General features: G+C 67.9%; 16 protein-coding genes and 2 pseudogenes. 9 read left to right on the top strand and 9 right to left on the bottom strand.

The features are described 5' to 3' along the window. Nucleotides 1-27: 27 nt before the first annotated feature. Nucleotides 28-1,695 (top strand): ABC transporter substrate-binding protein, encoded by a 1,668-nt coding sequence (locus AC11WY_RS18050; protein WP_482928063.1) that lies wholly within the window; start codon nt 28-30, stop codon nt 1,693-1,695. Nucleotides 1,696-1,786: 91 nt separating this feature from the next. On the opposite strand, the gene AC11WY_RS18045 is transcribed toward AC11WY_RS18050, so the two are convergent. Together AC11WY_RS18045 and AC11WY_RS18040 are read right to left on the bottom strand one after the other, a co-directional pair. Continuing rightward, nucleotides 1,787-2,698, bottom strand: a complete 912-nt coding sequence (locus tag AC11WY_RS18045; protein ID WP_482928061.1) for a sulfotransferase domain-containing protein — start codon at nt 2,696-2,698, stop codon at nt 1,787-1,789. A gap of 227 nt (nt 2,699-2,925) precedes the next feature. Further along, a complete protein-coding gene (locus AC11WY_RS18040) occupies nt 2,926-3,879 on the bottom strand; it encodes a polysaccharide deacetylase family protein (RefSeq protein ID WP_482928059.1) in 954 nt (317 codons plus the stop codon). Nucleotides 3,880-4,028: 149 nt separating this feature from the next. Between AC11WY_RS18040 and AC11WY_RS18035 the strand changes: the two genes are divergently transcribed. Genes AC11WY_RS18035 through AC11WY_RS18025 form a run of 3 tightly spaced genes read left to right on the top strand, consistent with a single transcriptional unit; the run spans nt 4,029 to nt 7,573 of the window. Beyond that, nucleotides 4,029-5,432, top strand: a complete 1,404-nt coding sequence (locus AC11WY_RS18035) for an amidohydrolase family protein (RefSeq protein ID WP_482928057.1) — start codon at nt 4,029-4,031, stop codon at nt 5,430-5,432. Beyond that, nucleotides 5,432-6,307 (top strand): beta-keto acid cleavage family enzyme, encoded by an 876-nt coding sequence (locus tag AC11WY_RS18030; protein WP_482928055.1) that lies wholly within the window; start codon nt 5,432-5,434, stop codon nt 6,305-6,307. The genes AC11WY_RS18035 and AC11WY_RS18030 overlap by 1 nt, the downstream gene beginning before the upstream one ends. A gap of 21 nt (nt 6,308-6,328) precedes the next feature. Then, on the top strand, nt 6,329-7,573 hold the full coding sequence (locus AC11WY_RS18025; RefSeq protein ID WP_482928053.1) for a hydantoinase/carbamoylase family amidase: 1,245 nt from the start codon (nt 6,329-6,331) through the stop codon (nt 7,571-7,573). A gap of 14 nt (nt 7,574-7,587) precedes the next feature. Here AC11WY_RS18025 and AC11WY_RS18020 read toward each other — a convergent pair whose 3' ends face one another. Together AC11WY_RS18020 and AC11WY_RS18015 are read right to left on the bottom strand one after the other, a co-directional pair. Next, entirely contained in the window at nt 7,588-8,502 is a 915-nt protein-coding gene (locus tag AC11WY_RS18020; RefSeq protein WP_482928051.1) for a polysaccharide deacetylase family protein, read from the bottom strand. 9 nt (nt 8,503-8,511) lie between these two features. After that, nucleotides 8,512-9,435, bottom strand: a complete 924-nt coding sequence (locus AC11WY_RS18015; RefSeq protein ID WP_482928050.1) for an N-carbamoyl-D-amino-acid hydrolase — start codon at nt 9,433-9,435, stop codon at nt 8,512-8,514. A gap of 261 nt (nt 9,436-9,696) precedes the next feature. Here AC11WY_RS18015 and AC11WY_RS18010 point away from each other — a divergent pair, with 261 nt between their 5' ends. Together AC11WY_RS18010 and AC11WY_RS18005 are read left to right on the top strand one after the other, a co-directional pair. After that, a complete protein-coding gene (locus AC11WY_RS18010; protein WP_482928048.1) occupies nt 9,697-11,046 on the top strand; it encodes an aspartate aminotransferase family protein in 1,350 nt (449 codons plus the stop codon). Next, nucleotides 11,043-11,810 carry an SDR family NAD(P)-dependent oxidoreductase gene (locus AC11WY_RS18005; protein WP_482928046.1) on the top strand — a complete coding sequence of 256 codons (768 nt, stop codon included), beginning with the start codon at nt 11,043-11,045 and terminating at the stop codon, nt 11,808-11,810. Before AC11WY_RS18010 ends, AC11WY_RS18005 begins: the two co-directional genes overlap by 4 nt. A gap of 101 nt (nt 11,811-11,911) precedes the next feature. On the opposite strand, the gene AC11WY_RS18000 is transcribed toward AC11WY_RS18005, so the two are convergent. The 3 genes and pseudogenes from AC11WY_RS18000 to AC11WY_RS17990 form a co-directional block, all read right to left on the bottom strand. Further along, the gene (locus AC11WY_RS18000; protein ID WP_482928044.1) at nt 11,912-13,252 is read right to left on the bottom strand and encodes an MmgE/PrpD family protein; all 1,341 of its coding nucleotides are present in this window, start codon (nt 13,250-13,252) and stop codon (nt 11,912-11,914) included. Between the two features lie 259 nt (nt 13,253-13,511). Then, nucleotides 13,512-13,741 (bottom strand): annotated as a pseudogene (locus tag AC11WY_RS17995) (phage terminase large subunit family protein); the annotation flags it as partial. After that, nucleotides 13,692-14,225: pseudogene (locus tag AC11WY_RS17990) on the bottom strand (hypothetical protein); the annotation flags it as partial. The pseudogenes AC11WY_RS17995 and AC11WY_RS17990, both read right to left, overlap by 50 nt. Nucleotides 14,226-14,341: 116 nt before the next feature. Here AC11WY_RS17990 and AC11WY_RS17985 point away from each other — a divergent pair. The 3 genes from AC11WY_RS17985 to AC11WY_RS17975 all read left to right on the top strand — a co-directional run bounded on the left by AC11WY_RS17985 (nt 14,342) and on the right by AC11WY_RS17975 (nt 15,448). Then, nucleotides 14,342-14,572, top strand: coding sequence for a hypothetical protein (locus AC11WY_RS17985; protein ID WP_482928042.1), 231 nt, complete (start codon nt 14,342-14,344; stop codon nt 14,570-14,572). 94 nt (nt 14,573-14,666) lie between these two features. Then, nucleotides 14,667-14,885 (top strand): hypothetical protein, encoded by a 219-nt coding sequence (locus AC11WY_RS17980; RefSeq protein ID WP_482928040.1) that lies wholly within the window; start codon nt 14,667-14,669, stop codon nt 14,883-14,885. Beyond that, the gene (locus AC11WY_RS17975; protein ID WP_482928038.1) at nt 14,882-15,448 is read left to right on the top strand and encodes a DUF3489 domain-containing protein; all 567 of its coding nucleotides are present in this window, start codon (nt 14,882-14,884) and stop codon (nt 15,446-15,448) included. The genes AC11WY_RS17980 and AC11WY_RS17975 overlap by 4 nt, the downstream gene beginning before the upstream one ends. A gap of 51 nt (nt 15,449-15,499) precedes the next feature. On the opposite strand, the gene AC11WY_RS17970 is transcribed toward AC11WY_RS17975, so the two are convergent. Together AC11WY_RS17970 and AC11WY_RS17965 are read right to left on the bottom strand one after the other, a co-directional pair. Beyond that, on the bottom strand, nt 15,500-15,697 hold the full coding sequence (locus AC11WY_RS17970; protein WP_482928036.1) for a hypothetical protein: 198 nt from the start codon (nt 15,695-15,697) through the stop codon (nt 15,500-15,502). Between the two features lie 439 nt (nt 15,698-16,136). After that, on the bottom strand, nt 16,137-17,284 hold a 1,148-nt coding region (locus AC11WY_RS17965; protein ID WP_482928035.1), incomplete at its 5' end, for an AIPR family protein.

Genomic DNA, 17,284 nt, shown 5'->3' with positions numbered 1-17,284 from the left:
AGAAAACCGACAGGGAGACTGCATTACATGGACCAGAAGGACAGACAGAAGACCCGGCTTCATCCCGCGGCACGCATGTACGCCGAGGAATATCGAAGCGGCGGGATGAGCCGACGCGAGTTCCTGACGCGCGCCTCGGCGCTGGGGGTCTCGGCGGTGGCGGCCTACGGGCTGATCGGGCTGGAGGCACCGGCGGCGAAGGCGGCCGACGCCACGCCGAAGATGGGCGGAACGCTCAGGGTGCAGATGCAGACCAAGGCGCTGAAAGACCCGCGTCTGTTCGACTGGTCGCAGATGGCGGATTTCGCGCGCGGCTGGCTGGAATACCTGGTGGAATACAACCGCGACGGGACGTTCCGCGGCATGCTGCTGGAAAGCTGGGAGGCGAACAACGACGCGACCGTCTTTACCCTGCACGTCCGCAAGGGGGTGAAATGGTCGAACGGCGACGACTTCTCCGCCAAGGACGTGGCCTTCAATATTGAGCGCTGGAGCGACAGCACGGTGAACGGCAACTCGATGTCCAGCCGGATGTCGAGCCTGATCGACCCGGCGACGAAGAAGCTGAAGGCTGGCGCGGTGGAAATCAAAGACGACCACACGGTCATCCTGCACTTGCTGGTACCGGACATCACCATCATCCCGGGCGTCTCCGACTATCCGGCGGCGGTGGTGCACCCGAGCTATACGGGTGGCGACCCCTCGGTGAACTTCGTCGGCACCGGGCCGTTCAAGCCTGCGGAAAACCAGGTTGGCGTGAAGCAGGTGCTGGTGAAGAACACCGACCTTACGTGGTGGGGTTCCACCGCCGAGGGCTGGGGTGGGCCCTACCTTGACCGGATCGAGTTCATCGACCTCGGCACCGATACGGCCGCCTATGCCGCCGCGGCGCAGTCGGGCGACATCGACATGACATACGAGACGGTCGGCGAGTTCGTCGACGTGTTCGACAAGCTGGACGGCTGGGCCAAGTCGGGCGTCGTCACGGCATCGACCATCTGCGTGCGGTTCAACCAACTGGCGCCGGACTACAAGAGTGCGGAGGTGCGCACCGCGCTGCAGATGGCGGTGGACAATTCGGTTGTGCTGAAACTCGGCTTTTCGAACCACGGCGAGGCGGCGGAAAACTTCCATGTCTCGCCGATCCACCCGGCCTATGCCAAGCTGCCGCCACGCAAGGTGGACCCGGCCGCGGCGAAGGCGGCCATCGCGAAGGCGGGGATGGCGGATCACGAGTTCGAGCTGATATCGATCGACGACAGTTGGCAGGCGGCCACCTGCGACGCGGTCGCGGGCCAGATTCGCGATGCGGGTATCAAGATCAAGCGCACCATCCTGCCCGGTTCGACCTTCTGGAACGACTGGACGAAGTATCCGTTCTCGGCCACCGAATGGGGGATGCGTCCGTTGGACGTGCAAGTGCTGTCGCTGGCCTACAAGACCGGCGTGCCGTGGAACGAGAGTGCCTTTTCCAACAAGGAGTTCGACGACAAGCTGGCCGAGGCCACGACGATCGCCGACGCCGACAAGCGGCGGCCGGTGATCCAGCGGCTGGAAGAGATCATGCAGGAGCAGGGCGTGACGATCATCCCCTACTGGCGCACGCTGTATCTGCACCACAAGACAAACGTGATGAACGTCGAGATGCACCCGATGTTCGAGTTCCATCCCTACAAGTGGTGGATTTCCGCCTGAGTTTGTCGTTTGGGGACGACAGGGGGGCTGCGGTTGCGGCCCCCTTTCTTCGTCGGTCGGTCGCCCGGACTGACCAGCCCGGATCGTCCGATCAGTGCAGCTCTCCGCCTTCGTAGAACCACCTGACGGCCGCATCGTCCGGGCAAATCCGGCTGCCCAGCTCACGCAGGTGGCGGGAAATGTCCGGGGTCATGCCATCGGCCCCCGCCTTGCCCGCCTCGCCCTTGCGGATCATGGCCCCGGGCTTGAGAATGGGAACCTTGCCTGCGCTGCTCGCCTCGAATTTTTCCTCGTGCCGTTTCATCCATGGGAACGAGGTGTATTCGAGGATCGTCGGCCACTGTGCGGCCGTTGGTTCGATGCCGAGGAATTTCGCGATCTTCCGGATCGACCCTTCGTGGTCGCGCTTCATGTCGGAGTAGTGCAGGAACAGGACGTTGGGCGCGTTGCGCAAGGGCCACCATGCCGCAAGGAACCCGAAGAACATCCCCTGCATGCCATGGCTGTCGATCACCTCGGTGTAGAACGACGGGAAATCCGGCCTGCACAGCGCCACGCGCGGCATCTGCCACAGGTCGTACCATTCGTCCGAATGCTGTTCGAGGAACGGCCAGAAGGAAACGAGCGCCTCTTCGGGGTTGCGGAAGATCACGACGTATTTCACGTCGCCCGCCGCCCCGGCTTTCAGAAAGGGCACCTGTGGCGGGGCGGAATGCGTCTTGAAGGCCCGGCGCCGGGTGGTTGGCATCGCTTCGACCCGGTCAAGAACGTCCTGATGGGGCTGCCCGGGATAGCCCACGAACTCGATCCAGGGCACTTCACTGTAGATATCCGGGAAATCCGCGGTGCCCCCCGTGATCAACTGATGCACGATGTTCATCGTCCAGGTCGTGCCGCTCTTGGCGGGCACCGAGATGACGACGTCTCCGTCTCGCCACCGGATGGATTGCTGTATCTGGGGCTGAATCCACGGCGGGCCGGAGGGCGGGGCCGTGCGTTCCATCGTGTCGGTCACTGTAGCGATCTCCCTGTTGGACAGTCGTCAGGCCAGAAACCGACCTCGGCGGCCCGTCTCCGGCTCTTCGGAGGCCGGGTGACCTGACCGGGACAGGGTGCGCCGGGCGTGTTCAGGGTCAGCCTACCCTCCGCCCGGCCCTGCGACAATCAATTTGCGCGTGCCCGCTGCGCGGGCGCCACCACCACCGTTTCCGGGCAAGGGGGCGCGTGCCCTCACGCCTCCTGCAACGGCAGCGTCGGCAGGTCGCCGTAGTGCGCGAGGAAATGCCGGGCGATGTCGTCGCGCCGCATCACGGCGACGCCGGGGGTGGCCAGCGCGTGTTCGAGGATGCGGCGGAAGCCGGAGGCGCGGTTGGGCTGGCCGGTCCAGCGGGCGTGGACGGCGACGGTCATCATCCGGGCGCCGGTGCGGTCGGCCTCGGCCACCAGATAGTCGATGCCCGCGATGGCGTCGGCGGCGAAATCGCCGGGGTTGGAGTAGCCGGGGGCCATCAGGAAGCGGGAGTCGTTGAAGGTCTTGGAATAGGGCACGACCAGCATCCGGCCCGTTGCGGTGTGGGTGAAGTAGGGGATTTCGTCGTTGCAGGGGTCGGAGGTGTAGAGAAATCCGCCCTCTTCCACCAGCAGGTCGAAGGTGTTGACCGAGGGGAACGAGCGCTGGTTCCAGCCGATGGGGCGGTAGCCGAGTACGTCGGTGTAAAGGCCGACGGCGCGGTGCAGGTGGTCGCGTTCCTCCTCGCGGGTCTGGGCGAAAGCCTCGAACCAGCGCCAGCCGTGGCCCAGCAGGTCGTGCGCCGCCTCGTTCATCCAGGCGGCAACCTCGCGGTTGCGGTCAAGGGCAACGGCGGTGGCCGAGACGGTGGCGCGGATGCCCAGATCCTCCAGCATCCGGGCGAGGCGCCAGATGCCGACGCGGGCGCCGTATTCGAAGTGCGTCTCGGTGCCCAGATCGCGAAGCTCGGGGCCGACGGAGGTGTTGTATTCGCCCCAGCCCTCGTTGCGGCCGTGGCCTTCGGGAAGCGAGTATTCCGACCCTTCCTCGTAAACGATGACGGGGTTCAGGACGAGCTTGGCCCCGCCCGGCCAGGTGATGCGCGGGGCGTGGCGGCCGTAGCCCACGAAATCGCGCAGGGTCTGCGGCGGGGCGGAATGGGGCGAAGCGGTCATCGGGGCCTCCGGGCAATATGGATGGGCCAAATCTATCCAATGCGGCCGCGGGGCAGTCACAAATTTCCCGGACCGATGGGCCGGAAAAAATTGTGCGGTGCGGGCGGAGGTGGGGGCTAGAGTGCCGGGGACGGCAGGTGGGGGAGGTGATGACGGTGTCCGATCTGGTGATCCGGGCTGCGCGAATGGTGACGCCGGGGGGCGAGGTGACGGGCGATCTTTCGGTCACCGGCGGCCGGATTGCGGCCATCGGCGAGGGCCTGCCTGCGGGGCGGGAAGAGGTAGACGGGCGCGGCCTGATCCTGCTGCCGGGCGGGATCGACAGCCACTGCCACATCGCGCAGCGGGCGATTGCGGGCGAAACGCCCTGCCCGGACGACTTCACCTCGGCCACCAGCGCGGCGGCGGCGGGCGGCACGACCACGGTGATCGCGCATTCGATGTGCGGGGTGGACGAGGCGCCGGACGCGGTGCTGGCGGACTATCTGGCGCAGGCCGAGGGGCGGGCGGTGGTCGATTACGGCGTGCACCTGCAACTGGGCAAGGCCGATCCGGCGTTTCTGGCGGAGGTCTTGCCACGGCTGGCGGAGCAGGGTTTCACCTCGTTGAAGCTATTCACGACCTACGCGTGCTATGCGCTGGGCGATGGCGAGGTGCTGGCGATCATGGCGGCGGCGGCGCGGCTGGGGCTTTTGTGCCTTGTCCACGCCGAGGATGACGCGCTGATCCGGTTCTTCGCGGCGCGCGAGGCGGCGGCGGGGCGGAACGGGCTTGCCGCGCAGGCCGCGATCCGGCCGATCGAGGTGGAGGCCGAGATGATCCACCGCATCGGCACCTATGCGAAGGCGACCGGGGCGCGGGTGCATGTGTTCCATGTCTCGGGCGCGCTGGCGGTCGCGGCGCTGGCCGAGGCGGCGGCGCGGGGCGCGGCAATCTCGGGCGAGACCTGCCCGCATTACCTGACCTTCACCGCCGCCGATCTGGAGCGGCCGGGGTTCGAGGGGGCGAAGTTCATCGTCTCGCCCGCGCTGCGGACGGCGGCGGATCAGGTGGCGCTGTGGCAGGCGCTGGCCGACGGGCGGCTGGCGGTCTGGTCTTCGGACCACTCGCCGCAGAACCGGCTGGCGCAGATTGCGCGGGCGCGGGCGACGGGGGTGGGGCCCTACACCGCATTTTCGGGGGGGATGCCGGGGTTGCAGACGCTGCTGCCGATCCTGTTTTCGGAAGGCGTGATGGCGGGGCGGATCACGCTGCGCCGGTTCGTGGAACTGACGGCGGAAGCCCCGGCGGCGCTGTTCGGCCTTGCGCCGCGCAAGGGGGCGCTGCGGGTGGGGGCGGACGCGGATCTGGTGCTGTGGAATCCCGAGGCGCGCTGGACCGTGCGGCAGGAGGATATGTTGAGCAAGGTGGATTTCACACCCTGGGAGGGGATGGCGATGCGTGGGGCGCCGGTTCTGACGGTCAGCCGCGGGCGCATCGTTGCGCGCGACGGCCACATCGAGGCGGGCGCCGTGGGCCACGGCGCGCTGCTGCGCCGCGGACGGGGGGCGTGATGGCGCGCTGGATCACCTGCGCGGTGAACGGCAGCGTCATCGGGCGCGATGCCACGCCTTATGTGGCGATCACGCCCGCCGAGATCGCGGCGGATGCCTGTGCGGCGGCGCGGGCAGGGGCGGCGGTGGTGCATTGCCATGTGCGCGATCCGGGCACGGGGCGATCGTCGAACGATCCGGCGCTGTATGCCGAGGTGGTCGCGCGCATCCGCGAACAGGACGCCGATGTGCTGGTGCATCTGTCGAGCGGGGGCGGGGGCACGTTGCCGGTGGCGCTGACCGCGCCCGCCATTGCCCCGGCGGATGCGGCGGCGATCCTGCCACCCGAGGCCCGGATCGCGCATCTGGTGCCTGCGGGCGCTGACCTGACCGGGCTCGACTGCGGCAGCTTTTCCTATGGTCACGGCGGCGATGTCTACCTGTCGCCGACCGACATGCTCTATCGCATTGCGGAGCTTCTGCGCCCGACGCGGGTGCTGCCGGAACTGACCGTCTTCGACCTTGGCCAGATGGCGTTGGCGGCCCAGATGCGGGCGCGGGGGGCGGTGCCGGGGCATACGCCCTTCTGCATCGGCTTTGGCGTGATCTGGGGCGCGCCCGCCCGGCCTGCGGCGTTGGCGGCGATGCTGGACCTGTTGCCCGAGGGCGTCGATTGGGGCGCAAGCTCCAAAGGCGAGGCGGCGCACCGGGCCATTGCGCCGCTGATCGTGGAGCGGGGCGGCGGCTTGCGCACCGGGATCGAGGATCACCCGACGCTGGACGGGGTGCCGGTGCCCAACGCCCGGCTGGTAGAGGAGGCGGCGCGCGTGATGGCCGCGCAGGGTGCCACGCCGCTGTCGGCGCGGGAGTTGCGCACCCGTCTGGGGCTGGGTTGAGGGGTGGAGGGGCTGGCCGAAATGACCGCCTTCGCCAGCGCGCTGCTGGACGAGATCCGGGCGGCGAGTCTTGATCCGCCGGGCGTCACGCGCAAGTCCTATGGTCCGGGCGAGCAGCGGGCGCACGACATCCTGCGCGATGTCGGGCGCGCGCTTGGGGCTGAGGAGCGGATCGACGCGGCGGGCAACCTCTACCTGACCCGGCCGGGGCGCGACCGGGCGCTGCCCGCTCTGGTGATCGGCTCGCATCTTGACAGCGTGCCGCATGGGGGCAATTTCGACGGTGCGGCCGGGGTCGTGGCGGGCGACGCGGTGATGGCGGAACTGGCGCGGCGCGGCGTGGGGACGGCACGCGATCTGGTGGTGATGGCGACGCGGGCAGAAGAGGCGGTGTGGTTTCCGCTGTCCTATCCGGGGGCCGAGGCGGCGCTGGGGCGGCTGCCTGCGGCGGCGCTGGAGGTGCGGCGGGCCGACACCGGGCGGACGCTGGCCGAGCATATGCGCGATCTGGGCTTCGACCCGGATGCCGTGGGCCGGGGTGAGGCGCAGATCGCGCCGGAGCGGATCGCCGCCTTTGTGGAACTGCACATCGAGCAGGGGCCACGGCTGATCGCGCGGGGGCAGCCGGTGGGCATTGTTACCGCGATGAACGGCGGATGGCGGTATCCCAAGGCGAAGGTGTTCGGGGCCTATGCCCATTCCGGGGCAGAGCCGCGGTTTTCGCGCGCGGATGCGGTGCTGGGGTTTGCCGATCTGGTGCAGGCGACCGAGGCGATCTGGAACCGGCTGGAGGCCGAGGGGCAGGAGCTGACGATCACCTTCGGGCGGATCGAGTCCGATCCGACGCAGCACGGCGGCAGCCGGGTGCTGGGCGAGGTGGGGTTCTCGCTCGACGTGCGCTGCGAACATCCTGACGTGCTGGCGCGGCTGGAGCGCGAGGTGCGGGCGGCGGTGGACGGGATCGCGGCGCGGCGGCGGGTGCGGTTCGATCTGGGTGCGGGGTTCGACTGGGCCCCGGCGCGGATGGACGCGGGGTTACAGGCGCAGCTTCAGGCGGCGGCGGATAGGTTGGGGGTTCCGGCGGGGCCGATTTCCAGCGGGGCGGGGCATGATACGGCGGTGTTCGCGGCGGCGGGTCTGCCGTCGGCGATGGTCTTCGTGCGGAACGCGAACGGCAGCCACAACCCCGACGAGGCGCTGGACATGGGCGACCTTGGGCTGGGGGCCGCGCTGCTGGTGGCGTTCGTTCTGGGGTTCGGGGCGTAAGGCGCCGCCGTCGCTCAGCCCCTCACGCGCGGGTCGGGATGCCCGGTTGCCCAGTGGCGGGCGAGGTCGCCACGGCGGCAGATCCAGACCCCTTCGTGGGCCAGCATGTGATCGAGGATGCGGTGCAGCGCGCCGATCCGGCCGGGGCGGCCGAGCAGGCGGGCATGCAGGCCCACCGTCATCATCTGCGGCCGGGCCGCGCCCTCGGCATAAAGCAGGTCGAAACTGTCGGTGATGTAGTCCACGAACTCGCCGCCGACCTGATAGCAGCGGTCGGCCCGGCCGAAGCGGCTGTCGTTGGTATCTAGCGAATAGGGCATGAGCAGGTGGCCCGGATGGTCGGGCGACCAGTAGGGCAGATCGTCGTTGTAGACGTCGGAATCATAAAGGAAGCCGCCTTCCTCGATCAGCAGGCGGCGCGTGTTCATCGACGGCATGCCCGCGTAATAGCCGAGGGGCGCGGTGCCCGAGAGACGGGTGGCCAGCGCGATCTGGCGGCGGATGTGGTCGCGTTCCTCGGCCTCGGTCAGCGTCTCGTGGTCGATCCAGCGCCAGCCGTGCAGTTGCAGGTCGAACCCCGCCTTGACCATCTCGGCGATGGCGACGGGGTTCGCCTCGGCGGCGCGGCCGACAAGGTTGACGGTGCAGGGCAGGCCCCGATCGGTAAAGGCGCGCATCAGCCGCCAATAGCCCACGCGCGACCCGTATTCGTAGCTCGATTCGATGTTCAGGTCGCGCGCACCGATCCGGGTTTCCACGGCGACGTCGGAGATGCGCACCTCGGACCGGTCATCGCCGTTCAGGATGCAAAGCTCGCCGCCCTCTTCGTAGTTCAGGCAGAAGTTCACGGCGATCCGGGCGCCGCCCGGCCAGTTCGCGGCGGGCAGGGTTCCTGCGTAGCCGAGGAAATCGCGGGTGGGGGCGGTCATGGGCGATCCTCAGGTGTGGGGTTCGGTGATGAGGCCGTAGGCTGCGGGGCGGCGGTAGGTCTTGAAATCGAAGAAGCGTTTGTATTCGGCGGTGGCATCAAGGTCGATGCGGTAGGTCAGAAGCTCGTCCTCGTCCGTTGACGACAGCGCGACGACCTCGCCCGAGGGGGCGATGACGCAGGAATGGCCCATCATGTGGCAGCCCTCTTCGGTGCCCGCCTTGGCGGTGGCGACGATCCAGAGACCGTTCTGATAGGCGGCGGACTGCATCGGCAGCAGGTGGTGCATCTTGCGCAGCGCGTTCTGCTTGGGGTTGTCGGGCAGTTGCGAGGGCGAGTTGTAGCCCAGACACACGAACTCGGCGCCGCCCAGCCCCATCATCCGCCAGCTTTCGGGCCAGCGGCGGTCGTTGCAGATCAGCATGCCGACCTTGCCGCCCATCGCGTCGAAGGTGGGAAAGCCGAGGTCGCCATCGTCGAAATACCACGGCTCCAGGTGCTGGAGTTTCAGCGTCGGATCGGGGGTCGCGTTGCCGGGAACGTGGACCTTGCGGTATTTGCCGACGATCCTGCCGGACGGGTCCACAAAGATCGCCGTGTTGTAACCGAGGTGCGCGGCGCCGGTGCGGCCGGGGATCAGTTCACAGTAGCCGAGATAGAAGCCGATGCCCAGATCGCGGGCGGTGTCGAATAGCGGCCGCGTTTCGGGGCCGGGCATTTCGGCCTCGAAATAGGCAAACACCTCGGCGGCGTCTTCGATGTGCCAGCGCGGAAAGAAGGTGGTCAGCGCCATTTCGGGGAAGGTGACGAAGGTCACGCCGCGCGCCTTCGCCTCGTGCAGGAGCGCGATCATGCGGGCCACGACCGGGGCGCGGCCCTCGTGCCGGCCGATTGGGCCAAGCTGGGCAGCGGCGGCGACGAAGGTGCGGGACACGGGAACCTCTCGGAGCGGGGCCAGACGTGCCGACGCTACGCGATTGCGGCCGCATCGCAACGGGGGTGGCCGGGGCGCAGCGGTTGAATCAGGGCAAATTTTTCGGGGTCATCGTGCCGCAAACTCTGGGGCAGGAGCGCATGTCGCGGGACAGACGTTCGATACGCCACGGGTTTCCAAGCCTCAGACCCCGGAAAAATCGCGTGACTTCCGGGCGGGGCGCGTCTTCTGCTCGCCTTGGTTCCCAACGAGGGCGGCGGGATGTCCTTCAGCACGATCGAGACCCTTTATGCCACGCGAACCGCCCGGTCGGCGGCGCTTGCGGCGCGGGCGCGCGCCGTGCTGCCCAGCGGGATCGTGCATGACTCGCGCCACCTGACGCCGCATCCGCTTTACGTCACGCGGGCCGAGGGCGCCCACAAGTGGGACGCGGACGGGAACCGCTACATCGACTATTTCGGCGGCCACGGCGCGCTGCTTCTGGGCCACAACCCGTCCGCCGTCATGCAGGCGGTGGCGGACCAGATGGCGCGTGGCACCCATTTCGCGGCCTGCCACGAGGCCGAGATTGCCTGGGCCGAGGCGATCACGGCGATGGTGCCCTCGGCCGAGAAGGTGCGCTTTCATTCCTCCGGGTCGGAGGCGACGCAGATGGCGGTGCGGTTGGCGCGGGCCTTTACCGGGCGCGACCGGCTCTTGCGGTTCCACGCGCATTACCACGGCTGGCAGGACGACATGACCGTGGGCTATGCCTCGCATTTCAACGGCGGCACGGTGATCGGTGTGCCCGCGGCAGTGGCGGCGCAGAGCCTGGCGATTGACCCCTATGACGAAGCGGGGGTGGAGGCGGCGCTGCGCACGAGGGATTTCGCGGCGGTGATCCTTGAGCCGCTGGGCGCCAGCACGGGGAAGGTGCCGCTTGCCACCGGGTTTCTGGCGCGGTTGAGGGACTGGACGCGGCAGAGCGGGACAGTGCTGATCTTTGACGAGGTCATCACCGGATTTCGCGTGGCGCCGGGCGGGGTGCAGGAGAAGACGGGCATCCTGCCGGACCTGACGACGCTGGCGAAGATCGTCGCGGGGGGGCAACCCGGGGGTGCGGTGGCGGGCCGGGCGGAGATTCTCGACGGGCTGGATTTCGAGGCGGCGGAGAAGGCCGGGCGGCAGAAGATCTACCATCCGGGCACGTTCAACGCGGCGCCAGCCTCGGCGGCGGCAGGAGTGGCAACGCTGGCGGCGATCCGCGACGGGGCGCCGAACCGGGTGGCGGATACGTTGGCGGCCGACCTGCGGCAAGGGCTGGCCGGGGTGCTGGCGGCGCGCCGGGTGCCGTGGCAGGTCTATGGCGAGTCCTCGGCCTTTCACCTCTGCCTGGCGCAAGACCTCGCCGATGCGCCGTTCGACGCGCGGCGACTGGGCCGGGCCGGGTTGCAGGCGCAGCCGCCCGGGCTGGCGCGACTGTTGCGGCTGGCGATGCTGGTGAACGGGGTGGACCTGAGCGGCTGGCCGGGCGGGCTGTTGTCGGCCGCCCATGCGCCGGACGACATCGCCGGGACGGTTGCGGCCTTCGACGAAAGCCTGGACATGCTGAAGCGGGAGGGGATGCTGTGACCGGACCCTGGGCAAGCGATGCGCTGGCGGGGCGGGTGGCGGTGGTGGCCGGCGCCGGCAGCGGAATCGGGCAGGCCATCGCGCGGGCGTTGGCCGCCGTCGGGGCCGATCTGGTGCTGGCGGACCTGAGCGAGGACGGCGCGGCCGAAACCGCGCGGGGCCTCGGGCCGGGGATCGAGGCGATGGCGTGCGACGTGCGGGATGCCGCGGCGAACGAGGCGCTGTTCGCGCGGGCCGAGGCGCGGTTCGGTCGGGTGGATATCGCGATCTCCTCGGCCGGGATCGGCGGCCCGGCGGCGTTGGCGCATGAGATCACGCTGGCGGATTGGGAGGCGGTGATCGGGACCAACCTGACCGGCGCCTTCCTGTTCGCGGCGACGGCGGCGCGGCGGATGGTGGTGCGGCGGGCCGGGTCGATCACGCTGGTCACTTCGCAGGTCAGCGAGGTCGCACAGCGGAACTGCGCGGCCTATGTCGCCTCCAAGGGCGGGGCGAAGATGCTGGTGAAGGCGATGGCGCTGGACCTTGCGCCCTTCGGCGTGCGGGTCAATGCGCTGGCGCCGGGGTTCACCGACACCCCGATGACGCGGGGCGGCGACCCGGGTCACGCGGACAGCCGCCGCCAGTCACTGGCCCATATCCCGATGGGGCGGATGGGGCGGCCCGAAGAGGTCGCCGCGGCGGCGGTGTTCCTCGCCTCGGAGGCGTCGGCCTATATCACCGGCACGACGATCTTCGTTGACGGCGGCTATCTGACCGTTTGACGAGGCCCGGGGCGTCTGGGAAGACGTTCAGATGAGGCGTTGGACGCTCCGCGCCCGCGCCGCGCCATGCTTCAGGGGTCACAAACCCGGCCCCAACGTGTTCAGCGCGGCTCTGAGGGCGGCGCGAGACATAGGTCAAGCAAGGTGGCAAAGCCGACGCTGTCAAGGCTGTCGAAGTTTGCCGAAAGCTCGGCGAGGCGCGCCGCACGGGCCATGCCGATGACCGGGTCGGCGAACGCATGGAATTTCTGCAGGATTTCGGCATCCGACATCGGCGCATCAGTCCCGCCGCGTGGGCTCCGGGCGGCGTCGGCGAAGATGCGGCCGTCGTTGGCGACCAGCGTGACCTGCGCCCAACGCTTGCCCACGCTGATGCGCGTCATCTCGTCATCATCGATCAGCGTGGTCGCGCGACTGATGCGGAGGATATCCGGGTCTTGCAAGGCTTCCGGGGCCAGTTCCGTGACGCCAAGGTGCCCCCGGACAATCATGGCCGCGACCGGGAACGCGATGGCGTACGAGAATTCATCGAGAGTTTTGGGTTCGTAGCCTGCAAGGCGTGTCGCATTGTGGAAGGTGCGGATGCGCACCTCGGCGATTTCCCGGTGGGTCAGGCCGTGGCGGGCCATGAGGTCGGCGACAGCGTCAATCGCGGGATGGGCCCAGCGACAGCAGGGATAGGGTTTGTAATCGGTTTGCTCGACCGTGCGCCACGCTGTGCCGAGGTCGGCCCAAAAGGGGGCGGCGTCCTCGCCTTCGCAGGTAAGCGCGGGGGCGCCGGTGAAGCCTGCTTCGGCAAGGAATGCGGCGACGACGCCCGAGGGCGCGCCCCAGCCGACGCCGTCACGTACCATCGTGGGATGGTCGATGCAGCGCATCATCTGGCTGCGCGGCCCGTGGTATTCGCCAATGCCCGCCGCATGGCGGATGTGTTCGGCGTCGCAGTCCAGCATGCGCGCGACAGCGGCAGCGACGCCCACCGCCGTCCAGGCGCCCGAGGTGTGATAATCGGCGCAGGTTGCGTGCTGGACCAGACCCGCGCGGTAGCTGACCTCATAGGCGGTGGCGAGGTGGGCCGCGAATTCGGCCCCGGTGAGGCCCGGTCTGGCCTCGGCGACCGCGAGCAGCGCCGGGAAGATCGCCGAGCCCGCATGGCCCTTGGTATGGCTGTTCGTGTCGTGGGCATCGACGGCATCAATGGTGAAGGCCCCCGCCATTGCCGCCCCGGCAGGCGACACGCGGCGCCCGTCCATCAGCATGCGCGCGGATCCGGCCGTTCCCGTGCCAAAAAGCGCAAGTGCACCCTTTCGCGCGATTTGCGAAAGATCGGTGGTGGACCCGATCGCCGCGACGCCCATGGTGTCGACGAAACTGCGACGCAGGATGCGCAGCACATCCTTGGGAACGTCCTCGGGCCGCAGCCCGGCGGCGAACCGCGCCATGTCTAGGGGCATTGCATCCTCCCTGGGGGGGCCGAGTGGCCCGATGGGCCGAGGGTCTCATCAGGGCCGGGCCTGCGTCTGATCGGTTTGCGACCTCGCGCGAAGCATTGTTGGATTTGACCCGTCTGTCCGGGAAAGGTGAATTCCGGCCTTCACCGTGTCGAATTGCAGGGGGACAATCTTGCGATTCAGCGAGTTTTGCCGGAGTTCCGGCGGTCCGGACGGCGCAGGAACAGTCAGCCTGCTTCGTCTGACAGAGCCGCGCGGTGCGATACTGCCTCTGTTCGGCCGAGGCGCGTGACGACAGCCAGCGGTGCTGGTCGGCCCATTCGAACACCGTCAGGTTCAGATCGGGGCGCATCCCGCGCCGCCAGACCCGGAGAATGTCATCGGCGCCGTCCAAGCCGAGGTCGAGATCGGCTGTCTGATCCTCATCATACCCGACAGAGACCCGGAGGTCGGCGAGGGCGTCGATCTGTTCGCGGACATGGGCTTCCAGCACCCTCTGCAGGATCGCGGTCTCGATCATCACCGATGCCCCGGATTGCCGTTCGACCTCCGCCACGATCTGCGCGGCCATCAGGGCCGCCACCCGTCCGGGCCAGGTCACCCAGACATCCCGCTCTTGCCGCGCGAGGCGAAACACCAACGCCTCGGCCCGCGCGCGATCCACCAGCGCACCCTTCTTCTTCTGGATCGACAGCTGGCGCTCTTGCGCCTGGTAGACCGCCAGCGCCGTCCGGGCCTTCAGGTAGGACGAGGTCTCGCCGGGGCCGCTCGCCATGCCGTCGCCGCCCAAGCTTCGGCGCTGTTGGTCAGGGTCGGTCGTCTCTGCCCGCCGCGCATCCGAGGCGGCTGCGTTGATCGATCCGTCGTCGTGAACGACCAGGCGCTGGTTCTTGCGCGCCTTCTGCACCCCGCCGCGGGAGAGCCCGGAACGGGCCGCATACTCCCGCTCGCTCATGCCCTTCATGGCGCCACCCGTTCCGATCAAAGCGATGATATTGCATGGGTTTCAGTTGATTGTGGTCCGCCACAGAGCGACGCTGGTCGCACGGAAACGATGCAACTCACCCAAGGGACCCCGCCATGACCAGCCGCCGCGCCGTGCAACCCAACGACCAGGCCCTCGACGCCTTCATCGCCGCCAAGGCCGAGATCGACGGAATGCTGGAGCGGCTGAAGGCCCTCAGCGACGACCATTTCGAGACCCACCCGGACGAGATCCATTGGGGGCATGTCGGCATGCTGAACCACTACGCGGGCCTGCTGCGCCAGATCACCGACAGCGCCTTCAAGGAAGGCGAACACGCCGCCTGACGCGGAGTCCCGCGCCAGTCCGGCCCCGCCCGATGGCGGGGCTCGTCTCCGTAGAAGGCGCCGCACGCCGCGGCCCCGCGAACCGGAGCCCCTGATGCCCAAGTTCACCGTGATGCTGATCGAGACCCTGACCCACCGCGTGGTGGTCGAGGCTGCCTCCGAAGAGGCCGCCCTGCGCGCGGCGGAAACCTTCCTCGCCGACACCGATCACAACGACAACTACCTCTTCGTGACGGGCGGCTACAGGGCCACCCACACCGAGCCCACCCCCGCGGACATGCAGCCCGACGTCATCGCGGAGGACCGCGCATGACCGCCGTGAGTGCAACCCAGTCGCTGATCCTCTCCCGCGCGGCCCAGCGCCCCGGCAGCCTCGCGCTGCCGCTGCCCGATGGGTTGGCTGGCGCCGCCGCCAAGATGGTCGTCGGCAAGATGCTCGCCCGCGGCTGGCTCGAGGAGGTCGAGGCCAACCAGCGCCGCGGCGAGCCGCTCTGGCGCGAGACCGGCGACGGCCACGGCACCACGCTGATCGCCACCGAGGCCGGGCTCGAGGCCATCGGGATCGAGCCGGTTGTGGCCATCGCCGTTGCCTGCGCGCGGAAGGCGAAACCGAAGCCGCAGCCGGCACCGACCCCCGACGACGCCGACACCGCGAAACCTGTCACCATCCGCGCAGGCACGAAGCAGGCCCAGATCATCGCCATGCTCCAGCGTTCCGAGGGCGTCACCATCGCCGAGATGGTCGAGGCGACTTCGTGGCAAGCGCACACCGCGAGGGGGTTCATTTCCGGGGCGCTGAAGAAGAAGCTGGGCCTGCCCATCACCGCCGAAAAGGTCGAGGGCAGGGGGACGGTCTACAAGCTGCCGGTCGCCTGAACCTTCACTGATCCCCGAACCGCGCCGCCGCCCCGACCGGGCGGCGGTTGTTCATTGCCACGACAGCAGATCGCGGGCGGCCGCCTGCAGGATGTCCTGCGCCATGCGCGGCTCGCAGGTGTAGATCCCGCCCGGTTCCGGCTCGCCGACATTCTCTTCGAACGATGTCCGCCCCTCGTCCGAAATCGGACGCAGGACGACGATGGTTCCGTGATCGTTGATCTCGATGTGTTGCCAGTCTTCGGACATGGGCCAAGGCTACCAGCCGTGGACCTGACACGCCAGCGGCCCCGTCAGACCCGCCGCCAGCGTTCGAACAGCCTGCGCAACAGATATCAGCCGAAATGGTGCCAGCCTTGAGCCCGCAGCTTTGTCCATCAGAAAACAGGGGTGGGTTCAGCGTGTTCCCGGCAAAGTGGCTTCCTGGGGTGGCTTCTGGCCAAGGTGGATTCCCGTCCCCTGGCTTCCCCGAAGGTGGATTCCCTGGATTCCCACCGGGAATCCACCCTGGCCAGATCGTGATTTCGTAACGCACTGATTTTACGTTGATTTGTTCACCGATCCCCACGAGGTGGATTCCAGGTGGATTCCCCGGTGAAGAAGCCAGTCGCTAGCGAAATGCCGCGCTGCGCCCCCCCGCATACGTTTGGGGACGGGGAGGAACCATGCCAGGGGGGCGGGGCGCAGCCTATGCCTCGCCAAACCCCTGATCCCGCATGCGTCCGAGCGTGTCGAGGGCGTGGCGGGCTTGCAGGTCGGAAGGAATCCGGCGCGGCATGGAGGCGCAGATTTCGAGGATCTGCATGTCCTTCGGCGTAAGGCGTTTCCGCTCTCGCCCCCAGGTGAGGACCTCCTTCCAGAACTCCGCACCCAGCGTCACGACTTCCGACTGGGCATTGATGCCCTCGGTCATAGTCTTCTTTGCCTTCTCGTCGCGTCTTGCTGTCCGTGCCGTATCCACCAAAGTCAGGCAGGTCTCCAAGTCATCGTCATAGTTCAGCGCCCGGCCCTTCATCCCGTTCCAGCATGCCTGCTGCTTCGCCCATTCCGACATGTTGCGTACACCCGCCGGCGGATGGGTTATGACGTCGTGTGCCTCTGCCGCGGCGAGAAGCAGGGCGCGCTGAAGTGCGTCAGGAACAGATTGCCGCCGCCAGATCGCGTCCAGGTCCAGGACCTGCTTCTCGCTGTTGGCATCGTGGAACACCTTTGCCATGGCGTAGGTGACGATGTTGGCGCGGTAGCCACCCTCGTACCATGGCTGCTTCGGAACTTCGATTTCGAGCCAACGGAAAATGATCGCCTTCGAGATCAGCCGCCTGTACCAGAGCTCGTCATATCTGGCATCGCTCTTGGACCAAGCTTCGCCGATGTCCTTCGCGAATTCGGCGAAGTTCTTCTGCGCTCCGCGCGAGACGACATGCGGTTGGCCCGCCGCCGAAAACTCGAACTTGGCGAGGTCTGTCTTGCTGAAAAGCTGCGATTTCGGGAATTCGAGATCGAACTTCTTCTGTTGGGCGGCTGTCAGGCGGGCGCGCGCGTTGATGAACTGCCCCCGCGACCGTTCATAGAACCACTTCGTGTCATGGCGTTCGCCCTCCCGCGCGGTGAAGATCACATTGCGCGAGAACTGCTCGATCCGGATGTGGAAGGGATGGTTCGAGAAGAAATCGGCCGCGTTCACCTTGCTGTTGATTTGCACCCAGAAGTGACCCACTTGGGCACGTAATTTCCATTGAGAATTGACCCATGTGACCCTCCCGCCAAGGCATCTGGCCGCGGGGGACAATGGAGTGATCAACATGGAACTTTTGAACCTGATCCGGCGCATGTCGC

The organism is Solirhodobacter sp., from assembly GCF_964715405.1.
This window is presented reverse-complemented; position numbering and strand designations above follow the sequence as displayed.